Genomic DNA, 13,987 nt, shown 5'->3' with positions numbered 1-13,987 from the left:
CGCTATACCGCTTTGACGGACGCCAGCTCATGGGCCAGGTAATCCAGGACGGGCTGCGCCTCCGGACTGCCGGCCGCGTGGTTGAGGTGGCCGTGGACGGCGCCGCGGGCCAGGAAGTAGGACACCGGCACTCCGGCCTGTTCCAGGTTGGCGGCGAAAAGCTCCGAGGAGCCGCGGACGTCGTCGTACTCGCAGGCGACGATGGCCGTCGGCGGCAGTCCGAACGGATCGGCATAGCCGGGCATCGCATAGGAGGACGCCATACTCACCGGCCCGCCCACGTAGTTCTCGGCATTCCGCACGCAATCCTCAAGGGTGAAGCGCAGGTGCCGGGGCAGCGTCGCCATTACCGCCTCGTCCAGTCCGCCGGCGGGCGGCGGGAGTTCAGCATGAAGGAAGGGATACGCCAGCAGGAGCTTCGCGGGGAGCGGCTTGCCGGCGTCGGTCAGGTACAGTGCGGCCCCCACGGCGAGGTTACCGCCAGCGCCCGCGCCGCCCAGGCACAGAAGCTCCGGATCCAGTCCGAGTCCGGCGGCGTTCCGGCGGATCCAAAACCAGGCCGCCAGCGCGTCCTCATGGGGCACGGGGAAGTGCACGCCGTCGCGGGCCAGCCGGTAGTCCACCGACAGGACGGGGATCCCGGAGGCGGCGAGCACGCGCCCCAGATAGTCGGACTCGGGCATATCAAGGCTGCCGCTGACGAAGCCGCCGCCGTGCAGCCACACCAATGCCGGCCCGGCCGTGGAGGACGGCACACCGTAGATCCGGATGTCTACCGGCCCGCGCCGCCCCTCTGCGGTCACCGTGCGGATGGGCACGTCGGGGCCCACCTGGCTGGGCAGGGTTTCCGGGCCTTCGGGTGCCGCCATGTACAAGGCGAAACCTGCGTCAGGGGCGAGCGTCCCGCCGTCGGACGGTATGGACGCCTCCCCCTGCCGGACTGTCATGGCCGGCCCAGCTTCTCGGCGAAGAAGCCGACGGCGGCAGCAAGAATGGAGGCCAGCTGGTCCTCGGCCCCGAAGAAGCAGTGGTCGCCACCCTTGATGGTGACCACTTCATGCTCCACGCCTGCTTCCGTCAGCGCCGCGGCCAGGAGCTCGGTCTGGGAGTGCGGAACCAGGCCGTCACAGTCGCCGTGGATGAGCAGGAACGGCGCCGCGTCGGCGGTGACGTAGCTGACCGGGCTAGCCGCAGCCAGCAGTGCGGGATCGTCGGAGCCGCCCACCAGCATGTACTCGGGCTGCAGGGACATTCCGGCCGGAACAGCGGCGGTCAGCGCGGGCGGGAAGAGCCCTTCCGGAGTGTTCATCGGCGGTATATCCACGAGCGAGGAGACACCGTAAAAGTCGACGACGGCGCTGACGCCGCTCGAGTGCCCCTGCGCCCCGAGCCCGCCGTGCAGGTGCTCCCTTCCGCTGGTCAGTCCGAGCAGGGCTACCAGGTGGCCGCCCGCGGATTCGCCCCAGGCGCCGAACCGTTCCGGATCAACGCCGAGGTCCGCCGCATATTCGCGCAGGTAGCGGACGGCCGCCTTCAGGTCGTGCAGTTGCGCCGGGAACGGCGCCTCCAGGCAATGCCGGTAGTCCACGGTGGCGCAGGCAATCCCCGCCTCGTTGAGCAGGCGGAACACCGAGTCCGGGGCAAAGGTGGGCGGCAGTTCGCGGCGGTCGCCCAACTGGAAGGCTCCGCCGTGAACCCACACCACCAGCGGCACGGGCGCCGTGGCATGGCGCGGCAGCCAGATGTCCATCTTGAGCGGCCGGAACCCGATAGCCCGCGCATAGGTGACTTCGCGGTGCACTGCGGAAACGTCCGAGACGTTTTTGGGCAGGCCCGGGGCGTCGAAGACCGGGAACGGGGGAACGTCCACACCTCCGGGCCGGGCAGTATCAGTTTCGTAGACCTCGGTGGCTTCGTTGACACTCATGGCGCGCTCCTTACAAGCTGGGGGTTTTCGGCAGGCTGGGGTGCTTCGGCAGTTCCGCCGGTGGCGGTGTCAAAGTGGTGCTTCCCGGGTCCGACGACGGCGGGAGGCGTGCCGGGCAGGCGGACTTCGGCGGTGGTCCCGGCCGGGACGGTGGCACTCAGCTGCAGGCCGCCGTCGTCCGCTGTCCATTCCACTTCAATCAGGCCGTGAGGTCCTTGATGGGAGGTGGCCGCGGACGTGAGCCCCGCGCCGGGGCGCGGCTCGATGATGATCCGCTCGTAGCCAGCGCTGCCGGGGGCCTGGCGCATGCCGGCGGTGTAGCGGTGGAGGAAGGACACCACTGCGCCCTTGCTGTAGTGGTTCAGGGACTGGTGCGGGGTGCCGTCGCCGTCGATGCCGTTCCAGAGCTCCCACATGGTGGTGGCGCCGCGGTCCACCATCACCAGCCAGGACGGTTCCGAGTCCTGCATCAGCAGCTCGTAGGCGAGGTCCAGTTCACCGTTGTCCGCCAGGACGGGCAGCAAATAGGGCGTGGCCAGGAAGCCGGTCCCCACGTGCGTGTCCGCGGCCCGGATCAGTTCGACGAGCTGGGCCGTCACGGCGGCGCGCTTTTCCTCGCCGACGAGGCCAAACGCAAGGGCACGCACGCAGTTGGCCTGGCTCGGTTCGGTGACGTGCCCGGCGGCGTCGAGGTATTCCGTTTCCCAGGCGTGCCGGACGTTTTCGGACAGTTCGGTGAGCGCGGCGGCTTCCTCCTTGTGGCCGAGGACCGCGGCAATCCTGGCGAGCAGGGCGGTGCTGTTCCGGTAGTAGGCGGTGGCCACAATGCCATGGTCGGCAGAGCGGGCGGCGAAAAGATCCGGTTCCGGGCCGTCCGGTTCCATCCATTCGCCCCAGTGAAAGCCGGTGTCCCAAAGGTACTTCTCATGCGGCGCAGGCATGGGGCTGGCCGCCTCGCGGTCCGGGTGCCGGCGGGATTCTGCCGTGGTCCGGACGAAGTCCACCCAGCGGTTCATAGCGTCCCAGTTTTCGGCGAGGATGCCGGCATCGCCGGTGGCCAGGTACAGCTCCGACGGCACCATCACCATGGCATCGCCCCAGCCGGCAGAACCATTTACAAAGGCCATAAATTCCGCCGAGGTGGTGGCCGGGCCGGGCGACGGGGAGATGTTGGCAATAACGCCGTTCTCCCACTGGTCGGCACGAACGTCGTTGAGCCACTTCCGCGAGAAGCCGGCGACGTCGAAAAGATATGCGGCTGTGGGTATAAACAGCTGCCAATCCCCCGTCCAGCCTGCCTTTTCCCTTTGCGGGCAGTCCGTAGGGACCTCGCAGGAGTTGTCCCGGAAGCTCCACCGCACAATCTCGTGAAGCCTATTCAAGCGATCGTCGCTGCAGTTAAAGGTGCCGAGCGGTTCCAGGTCGGTCTGGACCAGGCAGGCGGTGATGACCTCCGACGTTAGGTCTGCACCGAGGCCCTTAACCGACACGTACTGAAAGCCGTGAGTAGTATGCCGCGGTTCGAATACTTCACCCGGAGCGCCCGACGCCGTCACCTCGTCCACCTGCCCGGCGGACAGGAACTGCCCGGGGTGGCGGAAGTCGAGCGGGCGCAGGTGGTCCTGGGTCACGTCACGGTCGGCCGCCAGCGCCTCGCCGTATACGAGGGTGACCCTGTCCCCCGGTGCGCCGAGCCTGGTGAGGCGCACCCAGCCGTGGATGTTCTGGCCGAAGTCCACCACCTGATGGCCGCTCGCGAGGCGGGTGATGGCTACCGGCGCGAGTTCCTCCACGATTCGAGTGGGCGGTGCCACCGGGCCGGTAAGGGCATGGTAGTTGCCGTCACGGACGACGGCGGCACTCGCCGGGGCTGCGGCGGTTCCGTTTGCTGCCGGCGCCCGGAAGTCCACGCGCTGGCCGGCCATGAGGTCTGCGCTGAGGATATCGGTTGGTGAGACCAGCCAGGACGCATCGGTGCCGATGACGGTCCTGCTGTCCCCGGACTGCAGCTCCAGCTGCGCAAGGAGAGCGGTGTGCGTCCCGTACATGTCGGCGTCGCGCGTAAAGCCGAAGGTGCCGCGGTACCAGCCGTCCGTGAGGACGGCGCGGAGGGTGTTGGCGCCGGGACGCAGGAGTGCGGTGACGTCATAGGTCTGGACCTGGAGGGTGGTGTTGTAGCTGGTGGAGCCGGGGGTGAGCTGCTGGTCGCCCACGCGCTGTCCGTTGAGGAACAGCTCATAGATACCGTGGGCAGTGGCATAGATGCGAGCTGAATCAGGGGCGGCCTCCAGCGTGAAGGCCTTCTCGAGCGCATAGCCGGGCCGTTCGCCGGGGGCCGGGACGTCCGGCTCCTCGGGGCCGATCCATTGCGCTTTCCATTCGGAAGGGTGCAGGAGTCCGAGTTCCACCAGCATGGGGTCGGACCAGGGGCTGAGCATTTCGGCGCCGCTGGCATCCGTGGTCCAGGTCCGCACCCGCCACTCGAAGCGGCTGCGGGACTGCAGTGCCGGGCCGGCGTAGGGCACCATAAGGTGCTGCTCGGAATCTACCCGGCCGGTGTCCCAGCCGTTGCTGGCGGTGATTTGGTAGGCGGTCTGAGCTGTTGTTCCAACCGGGGGCGTCCAGCTGAGACGGGGAGTTGTGTTGGTGATGCCCATTGCCTCGGGGAGGTGCTCCACACGGAGCCGGGTGGGGGCGGCCGGGGCCAGGAGGGTTTCCCCGACGCCGGCGTCGAGACTGGTGGAAGTCATGCAGGAGGCTCCTGAACGTGGACAGCTGAGATTCCAGCTTCCTTTCGGACGGGCGGCAGCCCACAGGCTTCTTTCATTGGTTGGAATAGTATTGTGGGATAGCTCACGGACACCGGTCCGAACTTCCACCGGCGCAAGGAACTCCCGCCATGACTGTCCCCCCGGACACCGACACCACTCCCGCCCGCGGCAAACGGCCCAAACAGGGCGAACCGGTGATTGACCGGGCGCTGAGCCTGCTCGCTGTCTTTTCGGACCGCCGTCGTGCGCTGACTCTCTCTGAACTGGCACGCCATGCCGGGATGCCCGCGCCCACAGCGCTGCGCCTGATCGCCCGGCTGGTGGCGTGGGGCGCATTGGAAAGGCTCGACGACGGCAGGTACGTTGTGGGGGTCCGGCTCTGGGAGGTGGCGTCCCTGTCACCGCGCGGCCACGGGGTCCGCGAGATTGCGCTGCCCTACCTTGAGGACCTGTTTGAGGTGACCCGGCACCACGTTTTGCTGGCCGTCCGGGACAACGAGGAGGCGGTGCTGATCGAGCGGTTGTCCTCCAAGGACGCAACGGAAGTGGCGTACCGGGTGGGCGGCCGCGCGCCGCTGCGGAGCACCGCCGTCGGGCTGGTCCTGCTGGCCGGCGCGGATCAGCAGTTCCAGGAGGCGACGCTCCGGAAGCCACCGGAAAATGAGCCCGGGGTGGAGCACATGCCGGAGGGCCAGCTGCGCCGGACCCTGTCCGATGTGCGACGCACGGGCGTTGCCATGATCCGCCGCTCAGCGCCGTCCCGGACGGTGTCGGTGGCGTCGCCGATTTTCGACGCGCAGGGCGCGGTAGTGGCGGCGCTGTCCATCGTGGTGCCGGACGGCTCCACGCCGCCCAACGTACTGGCCCCGGCGGTCCGGGCCACGGCGCGCGCCGTGTCGAGGAACCTGGGCCACCTTGCCGAAGTCAGCCCTGACGTGCGGACGCACTCAGAGGGGTAGTCGCCTGCCGCCGCGCCCGATTCGCCGCCCTGCTATGGCCTCTTCAACCCAACAACATATGGGGTGATGGCTTGTGAAGATCGGGGAGGGAAGCCCCTAGGCAGCGCCGTATCCCAGGATCACAATGGGCTGATCGCGTCGCACCACGGAGGCCCTGATGCACAACTCCCGCATTTTCCGCGTCTTCGTTGCTCTTGGGGTGCTGTCCGGCTGCAGCACGGCCGAAACCGGCCCTTCCAACACTTTGGAACCCTCGTCAGCTACGTCATCACCCCTGCCCACGACGTCATCTTCCGCGCCGGCTGTAGCGCCGGCGGCGTCGTCCTCCGCCGATGGCACCCAAATCATCACTGTCGACCCATGGGCGGAGGATGCATTCGCATCCTCCGCGCCGACGGTCTTGCTGAACCCGTCGGAAGACAACTGGTGCGACGTTTCGCGCGTCACCGACAGATCCGACGGCTACATGTGTGTCTATGAACCGTCCCAAGGGCACGCCCCAGACGCGCTTTGCATCAGCAACCCGGCGGCTGCGGAAGAATACGCTTGCCTCGAGCCGGACCTGACTTGGCGGATCATGCGAGGACTCCCGTTCAAGGGGACCGAACGATCAAGTCCCCACCTTCAGGGCGATTACGTCTACCTGAAGCTCATTGACGGGACGATCTGCGCTGACGTGAGCAAGTCGGGGATGGAGCCCATTGGTGACTACGGGTTCCAGGGTTTCTGTGACGACGGAACTTCCTACTACACCCGCTTTAGCAGCTCGGGCACGCCGGCTGACGGCGCCAGTCCATTCGGCGAGGGCACCGACGAGGACGGACGCTGGCTGGTCAAAACAGGTTCAGCAATCTCCGGTCAGCTGACCCCCCGGCCTGTCGAGACTGCCTACCGGTGAGATGTACGCCCGTGTGCGGCCGATTCGATGGAGACTTTCAGCTGGTCGCGCCGGAGGGCGCAGGCTCGAATTCTCGAGATGACGTCTTGGGCATCAGTTATGTCCCCGACTTCGCCTTTTTAGCGGTTTGACAATGCTTTTTGGTGCCGGCCCGCGAGAGTCGGGTCCAAGCCGCTCGGATACCGCGACCTTCAGGATGAGCATTTCTTTATGCTTGTAATGACTATTGGCATGTGTAACCATGGTCACAGAACTCCCGTCGAAGAGAAGAGAAGCCTGTGAAAGTCCAGATGAACTCAGTCCGAAAGCTAAGGGTCCACTGGCCTATCAGCACCGAGACGTTCGCGCAGATAGCTGCCGGCGGGGCGGAGGCGCTGAAGGACGACCAAGGCCTTGCAACGTTGCTTCGGGCCGTGGAGCAGTTCCAGGATCTTGGCAACTTCGGCAACTACAAACACGTTTTTGAATCCGGCCTGGGTTTCGAGGGTTTCACGTGCTCCGCGGGTGCTACCCCCACGCTTGGCGAGGTGGGAGAGCAAACCTTCTCGCCGACTTTCGTCTACACCACCTACTTCAACGCCACCCTTGAGGATGCGGTCGTGGAACGCTTCCTGCGCCAGATCGTTGACATCCATCCGTGGGAACTGCCCGTGATTGAAGTGACGGGGCCAGTAAGTGTCGCAGCCAGTTCACAGGATAAAGAGCATGTTGGAGCGGCGGCATCATGACACGAACTACCAGCGTTGCCATCTGGGCCGGCCTGCAGTCGGTGCTGCAGGGCACCTCATTCACTGATCTGACCCATGCTTTCCATCCCGACCAGCCACACTTCCCCGCGTTCCCGAACGAAGTTCGGGAACGCCTTTTCGACCTGGAGAAGGGCGATGGTTTTACCGCTCATCGCTATGCAATCGTTGGACAGTGGGGAACCCACGTGGACCCGCCGTCCCACTTCATCCCCGGCGGCAGGACGCTGGACCAGATTCCTGTGGAGGACATGATCCTTCCACTTGTAGTCCTGGATATCACCGACCGCGTCAGCGATGACCCCGATGCTGCCCCGGTCCTCGCGGATGTTATCGAGTGGGAGAACCGGAACGGTGCCATTCCACCGGGCTCCTTCGTCGCTTTGCGCACCGGATGGAGCAGGCGCTGGCCGGACGCGGAAGCAATGGCTAACCGGGATGCCGAGGGCTTGAGCCACACACCCGGCTGGTCCCAGGAGGTGCTTTCCTTCCTTATCGAACAGCGCTCCATTGCAGCTGTTGGCCACGAACAAACAGACACCGATCCTGGTCTTGCCACCTCCCGCCAGGACTTCAGTCTCGAAACCTATGTCCTGGCCCGGGATCGCTGGCAAATTGAACTGCTGGCAAACCTGGACAGTTTGCCGGAAGCAGGTGCTGCCATCGTCGCGACCTGGGCCAAGCCCTTGGGTGGCAGCGGCTTTCCGGCAAGGGTGTTTGCCATCTCCTGAAGGCCGGGCAGCCCTCGTCTAGAGTGGAGCTATGTCAAAGACGTCCAGCATGGGCCGGGGGATCATGGCCGTCCTGGCAGCCGGTTCGCGCCATGCGCGGGGACTTCCCGGGGGGACAGTAGCGGACATCGCAGCGGACATGGGTAAGGACCGAAGCCAGGTGTCACGCAGCCTGCGCACAGGCGAGCTGGAAGGGTTTCTGCGCCGCACGCCGGAGCGCACCTTTGCCGTGGATTGGTCGCTGTTGACGGACGCGCAGTTGCTGACCGGCAGGCGCCTGGAGATTGATGGTGCCGCCGTCCTGGAAAGCCTCGCCCGGGAAACCGACGAGGGCTGCTTCCTGGGCGTCCTGAGCGGAAACAGCACAGTCACTATCGGCGAGAGTGTCCCGAAGAGCAGCAACATGGTGGGGTCCTGGCTGGGCCGGCCCTACCCCGCCTACTGTAGTGACGCCGGCCAGGCTCTATTGTGGGAGTCGTCGGACGATGAGGTGCACACCGTGTTCTCCGACGTCGAGTTCGTCCGCCACGGACCCAAGACACCCACCGGCGTAGTGGACTTCCTGGCCCGGCTGAAGCGGGCGCGCTCGCGCGGGTATTCGATCGTCGATGAAGAGGCAGAACCCGGGCTTTACTCCTTGGCCGTGCCTATTCGGGACTTCAAGGGTGATGTGGTGGCCGCCCTGCAAATCGTCGGGCCCAAACTGCGCCTGGAACCCCGCCAGGAGGCCTGCGCAGAGGCTCTGGTTGCGCATGGAAAGCGGCTTGAAAGGGTCCTTGGCTACTTGCCCTAGCCGGTCAGTCCCACTTCTCTTTCCGGCTCGGCCCGTCCGAAAGGAACCGACCCGAGCCGCCCGGCAGAGTCCGCCAGGACAGCAGCGATGTTGCCGGCGCTGGATCCTATGGCCCCACGGCCACCCAGGACGCTGAGTGAGGCAACGATGTTCCCTGCGGCCTCACGGATGGGCACGGCCAGTTCAACAATTCCATGCTCGAACTCCTCGGCGGCGGTGACATAGCCTGCGCTGCGGTCACGGGCCATCAGCTCCCAGACTTCCAGTGCCGAGTGCGCCGCCTCCGGGCCGCCAACACCAATAAAATTCACGTCTTTCAGCAGTGCCTGAAGTTCGCGTTGTTTGTGATCCCATAACAGGGCGCGCCCGGCTCCGGTGCACCAGGCAGGGGTGACCATGCCTGGTTTCACGAAGCTTCCGGCGACGGCATCAGTGCTGGAGGCCCGCAGCAGAATGACGCGATGTCCGTCAAGGACAGAAATACGGGCTCGGAGCCCCAGCAAGGCAACAAGCCGCTCCAACTCCGGCGCGGCCTCCCGCACCCAGCCGGTATTGAGGCAGGCCCCAAGGCTAAAAAACCTCGGCCCAACGCGGAAGGGACCCCGGTCTACGCGCTCAAGGAGCCCGAGGTCGCATAGCTCCTGCGTCAGCCGGGAGACCCTGCTCTGCTCCATCTGCAGTTCGGCGGCCAGCTGGGAGACACCTGAAAGCTGCCTGCCGGATTTCTCCCGGTCGGCCACAAACCGCACAATCCGAAGCCCCTGCGCCATCGATGACGCTTCCGGGGAAGTATCGGCCATTGTTGCTCCTTCCGCCCGGAATCCAGCCTATCCCGGCACTACCACGAACAGGGCCCAGGGACATCGGAAGGGATGTGCAGCCCGGCGGTGCTACCCCAGGGCAGACGGCTGCGGGGCCGGCAGCTTCAGCTGCCGGCCCCAAAACCCCATTACCGTCCCGGGTCAGGACACCCGCTCAAGGCGGGTCTTGCGGCCGTACTTGAGGTAGAAGAATCCGTAGCAGGCAGCCACGAAGGGAATGCCGAAGTACAGAGCAGCGACCTGCGTGGGGTCAAAGGCGATACCGATCAAGGAAATCACGCACAGGGTGAAGGCCAGGATGGGCACAAGCGGGTACAACGGGGCCTTGTAGGTGAGTGTGGTGATGTCGCCTCCGTTGCGGAGGAAAGCGCGGCGGTGGAAGAAATGTGAGGCGGTGATCGACATCCAGACCCCCACCACGGCGAAACCCGCTACGGAGACCAGGACCAGGTAGACCGTCTCCGGTGCCACCACACTGCTGATGAGGGAGGCGAGGCCGCCCAGCATGCTGACTGAGAGTGCAGTCAGGGGTATCCCGCGGCGGGTCAGTTTTTTCAGGGCCTGAGGCGCGTGGCCCTCGTCCGCGAGGGAATACAGCATGCGGGCGCAGGAGAACAGGCCGCTGTTGCCCGCGGACAGGAGCGCGGTGATTATCACAAAGTTCATGACATCGGCGGCGAACGGGAAACCGATGGCGGAGAAGACAGTCACGAACGGGCTTTCGTCCAGTCCTACCTCGCTGTAGGGGATGGTGGCCGCAATGACGGCGATGGCGCCGACGAAGAAGATGAGCAGGCGGATCACTGTGGTGCGCATCGCCTTGGGGATGCTGGTGGCCGGGTCCTTTGTTTCACCGGCGGCGACGCCGATAAGTTCCGACCCGGAGAAGGCGTAAAAGACCGCGAGCGCCGTGATCAGGACACCTGTAAAGCCGTTGGGAAACAGCCCGCCTTCGGTGTTGAAATTCTCGAACAGGTTGGGGTGGCTGCCGCCTGCGCTCAGCGGATGGAAACCGACCAGCGCTGCACCGCCAAGGACGATGAGGCCGATGATGGCGGCGACCTTGACGATGGCGAACCAGAACTCGGACTCGCCGAAGAACTTGGAGGAGACGGCGTTGAAGCCGAAGAGGACGGCGCCAAACACCAGGCACCAGAACCAGACCTCGACGTCCGGGAACCACCGCTGCATCAGCAGGCCTGACGCGGTGAACTCTGAGCCGATGGCCACGGCCCAGCACAGCCAGTACAGCCAGGCGGTGGCGAATCCGGTAGCGGGGCCGATGGAGCGCGCGGCGTAGATGTGGAATGCGCCGGACACCGGGTAGGCGATGGCGAGTTCACCCAGGCAGGCCATCACCAGGTACACCACGAAGGCGCCGATGAGGTATGCGATGACGGCGCCGAGCGGTCCGGCCTGGGAGATGGTGTAGCCCGAACTGAGGAACAGTCCTGAGCCGATCACGCCACCCATGGCGATCATGACCAGGTGCCGTGGGCCCATGGAGCGTCGAAGTCCCGACTCCACCGACGGCGGCGAGTCTGGATGCTGGTCAAGCATAAGGGGATTTGGGGGTTGCAAGAGTGCCTCCGGCGTTGAAAGGGGTAGGTGCGGACTTTGGGCGCATTGCTCCTGTTGATCGGATTGCTTTCGAGAAGGACTGCGCCTCGACAGTGATGAAGGTAACACGAATGGCGCCTTTTAGTCATCAAACTCATAAAGAGATGTCTATGTTGAGCGGCCTGCGCTTTCGGCGCGGATGTCATTTCGTCCTCGTTCTGGTCACTTCGGCATCTGTTTCGGGCAGATGCACATGCTTGGACTGACACCCGCAGGCCACAGGATGGGAGCACTGACGTAACTGACTGAAGGAGCATGATGACCACCTACGACATAGCCTTGATTGGTTTCGGCGGCGTGAACCGGACGCTGGCAGAGCTGGTCGCCGCGCGCGGCGATACCCTCCGCACCGAGCTCGGATTCGGGCTCCGGGTGGTGGCGATAACGGATCTGCGCCTGGGTTCGCTGGTGCAGGATGAAGGAATAGACCTGGCCATGGCCCTGGGGCTGGGCACAGGCAGCGAGACGTTCGCTGACCATGGCGGATCGGCTGAGCCGGACAACGAGCGCGTGATCCGCAGCTGCACCGCTGACATCATCTGCGAAGCGACCTTCACCAACCCGGACGACGGCGAGCCGGCAGTCTCCCACGTGCAGTGGGCTTTGGAGTCGGGCAAGAGTGTGTGCACCACCAACAAGGGCCCCGTAGCACTGAGGGGAGCCGAGCTGACCGGACTCGCTGAACGGAACGGCGTGCACTTTGAGTTCGAGGGTGCTGTAATGAGCGGCACCCCGGTCATCCGGCTGGCAAAAAAGATGTTTGCCGGCCTGAAGCTGAACGGCTTCGAAGGCATCCTGAATGGCACCAGCAATTATGTGCTCGGCAGGATGGAGGGAGGACTGGCCTTCGAGGAGGCCATCAGCGAAGCCCAGCAGCTCGGTTATGCAGAGGCAAACCCGGCCGCAGACATCGAAGGCTATGACGTCCAGCTCAAGGTTTTGATCCTCGCCAATGAGCTTCTCGGAGCGCGCATCCAGCTGGCCGACGTGCAGCGGCAGGGCATTTCCAGCCTGACACCCGAGGATATACGCCAGGCGGCACGCGAAGGCCGGCGCTGGAAACTGGTGGGGTCAGCAGAACGCAAGCCTGACGGAACGGTAACGGCCGCCGTCGGACCGGTTGCCCTCCCACTGGACCACGGGCTGGCAGGTATCTCCGGGGCTGCGAACGCCGTATCCTTCAGCACTGACCTACTCGGTCCGGTCACGGTCTCGGGACCCGGGGCCGGGCGGGTGGAGACGGCATTCGCACTGCTGTCGGACATCATCGCCATCCATGCCGAAAAGAGCAGGATGATCGCACATGTTTGAATCGACCGTGGCAGCCGTGGACCAGGCATCGCCTTCGTTCCATGAGGTAGAAAGCCCCTACGACGGCGCGGTGGTCGGTGCTGTCGCCGTCACCCCGGCATCAGCCGCGGAAGACATCTTAAGGGCCCCCCGGGATGGCGTCCGAAGGGCCCGGGCGCTCTCCCGCCATGCCCGTGGAAAGATCCTGGACTCAGCAGCGGCGGACATCGAGGCACGGAGCGAGGAGTTCGCGCAGACCATCACCGCCGAAAGCGGCAAAACCATCCGGCAGGCGCGCAAGGAAGTGCTGCGGGCAGTCAATACACTGCGCCTGTCGGCGGCCGAAGCGCGCAGAAATGCCGGGGAAGTCATCCCCTTTGACTCCTACGAAGGCTCAGAGGACCGGACAGGGTGGTACTCCCGCGAGCCGCTGGGCATCATCGCGGCCATTACGCCGTTCAATGATCCGCTGAACCTGGTGGCGCACAAGATCGGCCCGGCCATCGCCGCGGGCAACGCCGTCATCCTCAAGCCTTCCGCGCTGACTCCCCTGTCCGCGCAACTGCTCGCCGACGCATTTGCCAAGAGCGGGCTTCCCGAGGGGATACTCACGGTTGTCCATGGAGGACGTGAGGTGGTTGAAGCCATCATCAGGACCCGTGACGTCCGGATGGTGTCCTTTACGGGGGGCTTCTCCACCGGAGAGAGCATCGCACGCACCGCAGGACTGAAAAGGCTATCCATGGACCTTGGCGGGAATGCCCCGGTCATCGTGATGGCAGACGCGGACCTCGAAACAGCAGTGGAGTCCTGCGTCTCCGGCGCCTTCTGGGCTGCGGGGCAGAACTGCGTAGGAGTGCAGCGGATCCTCATCGCGGAGCCCCTGTATGCCAGGTTCCGCCACCGCTTCCTGGAGGAAACTGCCCGCTTGGTGGTCGGTGACCCCTTTGACGAGCGCACCGACGTTGGTCCAATGATCAACGGACGCGCCGTGCGCCAACTCAAGGCGAAGCTGGACGAGGCCGTTGACGACGGTGCTGTGTGCCTGGCCGGCAATAGCTGCGACGGCAACGTGCTTCAGCCCACGGTCCTAGAGAATGTTCCTGCCGCAAGCAGGTTGTGGGAGGAAGAAGTGTTCGGTCCCGTGGTCATGCTGCAGCCTTTCGGCACCTTTGACGAAGCGGTGGAAGCTGCGAATGCCATGGAGTTCAGCCTGCATGCAGGAATATTTACCAGCTCCCTGAACACAGCCATGGATGCCGCCAAACGTCTCGACGCAGGCGGAGTCATGATTAACGACTCCTCCGACTACCGCTTTGACGGTATGCCGTTCGGCGGTTCCAAGTACGGCAGCATGGGCCGGGAAGGTGTCCGCTTCGCGTACGAGGAGATGACACAGCCAAAGGTCATCTGCGTCAAGCGCTAGAGAGC

The 13,987-nt window shown here is 64.9% G+C and carries 13 protein-coding genes; 7 read left to right on the top strand and 6 right to left on the bottom strand.

Going from position 1 to position 13,987, the window contains the following annotated elements; translation table 11 throughout:
- Positions 1-2: 2 nt before the first annotated feature.
- From AC3A4Z_RS18665 to AC3A4Z_RS18655, 3 genes are read right to left on the bottom strand one after another with little or no spacing between them, the layout of a single operon-like run.
- Positions 3-947, bottom strand: coding sequence for an alpha/beta hydrolase (locus tag AC3A4Z_RS18665; RefSeq protein ID WP_498713211.1), 945 nt, complete (start codon positions 945-947; stop codon positions 3-5).
- Positions 944-1,927, bottom strand: a complete 984-nt coding sequence (locus AC3A4Z_RS18660; RefSeq protein ID WP_498713209.1) for an alpha/beta hydrolase fold domain-containing protein — start codon at positions 1,925-1,927, stop codon at positions 944-946. The genes AC3A4Z_RS18665 and AC3A4Z_RS18660 overlap by 4 nt, the downstream gene beginning before the upstream one ends.
- Complete coding sequence (locus AC3A4Z_RS18655; protein WP_498713207.1) at positions 1,924-4,677, bottom strand: alpha-L-rhamnosidase; 2,754 nt, start codon at positions 4,675-4,677, stop codon at positions 1,924-1,926. Before AC3A4Z_RS18655 ends, AC3A4Z_RS18660 begins: the two co-directional genes overlap by 4 nt.
- A 149-nt stretch (positions 4,678-4,826) precedes the next feature.
- Between AC3A4Z_RS18655 and AC3A4Z_RS18650 the strand changes: the two genes are divergently transcribed.
- Positions 4,827-5,657 carry an IclR family transcriptional regulator gene (locus tag AC3A4Z_RS18650; protein WP_498713205.1) on the top strand — a complete coding sequence of 277 codons (831 nt, stop codon included), beginning with the start codon at positions 4,827-4,829 and terminating at the stop codon, positions 5,655-5,657.
- 96 nt (positions 5,658-5,753) lie between these two features.
- Here the strand turns inward: AC3A4Z_RS18650 and AC3A4Z_RS18645 are convergent, their stop codons facing one another.
- The gene (locus tag AC3A4Z_RS18645) at positions 5,754-6,104 is read right to left on the bottom strand and encodes a hypothetical protein (protein ID WP_498713203.1); all 351 of its coding nucleotides are present in this window, start codon (positions 6,102-6,104) and stop codon (positions 5,754-5,756) included.
- A 130-nt stretch (positions 6,105-6,234) separates the two neighbouring features.
- On the opposite strand from AC3A4Z_RS18645, the gene AC3A4Z_RS18640 reads away from it, so the two are divergent.
- From AC3A4Z_RS18640 to AC3A4Z_RS18625, 4 genes are all read left to right on the top strand, one after another.
- Entirely contained in the window at positions 6,235-6,555 is a 321-nt protein-coding gene (locus AC3A4Z_RS18640; protein WP_498713201.1) for a hypothetical protein, read from the top strand.
- A 290-nt stretch (positions 6,556-6,845) separates the two neighbouring features.
- Positions 6,846-7,283 carry a hypothetical protein gene (locus tag AC3A4Z_RS18635; RefSeq protein WP_498713199.1) on the top strand — a complete coding sequence of 146 codons (438 nt, stop codon included), beginning with the start codon at positions 6,846-6,848 and terminating at the stop codon, positions 7,281-7,283.
- Positions 7,280-8,032: a cyclase family protein gene (locus AC3A4Z_RS18630; RefSeq protein ID WP_498713196.1), complete on the top strand. Its 753-nt coding sequence runs from the start codon at positions 7,280-7,282 to the stop codon at positions 8,030-8,032. Before AC3A4Z_RS18635 ends, AC3A4Z_RS18630 begins: the two co-directional genes overlap by 4 nt.
- Before the next feature lie 31 nt (positions 8,033-8,063).
- Positions 8,064-8,825, top strand: coding sequence for an IclR family transcriptional regulator (locus AC3A4Z_RS18625; protein ID WP_498713195.1), 762 nt, complete (start codon positions 8,064-8,066; stop codon positions 8,823-8,825).
- On the opposite strand, the gene AC3A4Z_RS18620 is transcribed toward AC3A4Z_RS18625, so the two are convergent.
- Together AC3A4Z_RS18620 and AC3A4Z_RS18615 are read right to left on the bottom strand one after the other, a co-directional pair.
- Positions 8,822-9,625 (bottom strand): IclR family transcriptional regulator, encoded by an 804-nt coding sequence (locus tag AC3A4Z_RS18620; RefSeq protein WP_498713193.1) that lies wholly within the window; start codon positions 9,623-9,625, stop codon positions 8,822-8,824. The genes AC3A4Z_RS18625 and AC3A4Z_RS18620 overlap by 4 nt on opposite strands.
- Positions 9,626-9,787: 162 nt before the next feature.
- Positions 9,788-11,206, bottom strand: a complete 1,419-nt coding sequence (locus tag AC3A4Z_RS18615) for an amino acid permease (protein WP_498713191.1) — start codon at positions 11,204-11,206, stop codon at positions 9,788-9,790.
- Positions 11,207-11,524: 318 nt separating this feature from the next.
- On the opposite strand from AC3A4Z_RS18615, the gene AC3A4Z_RS18610 reads away from it, so the two are divergent.
- On the top strand, positions 11,525-12,577 hold the full coding sequence (locus tag AC3A4Z_RS18610; protein ID WP_498713364.1) for a homoserine dehydrogenase: 1,053 nt from the start codon (positions 11,525-11,527) through the stop codon (positions 12,575-12,577).
- Complete coding sequence (locus tag AC3A4Z_RS18605) at positions 12,570-13,982, top strand: aldehyde dehydrogenase family protein (protein ID WP_498713189.1); 1,413 nt, start codon at positions 12,570-12,572, stop codon at positions 13,980-13,982. Before AC3A4Z_RS18610 ends, AC3A4Z_RS18605 begins: the two co-directional genes overlap by 8 nt.
- Positions 13,983-13,987 lie beyond the last annotated feature (5 nt).

The organism is Arthrobacter sp. Soil_C_49, from assembly GCF_057656635.1.
The sequence above is the reverse complement of the archived record's forward strand: the minus strand, read 5'-3'. Positions and strand labels throughout refer to the sequence as shown.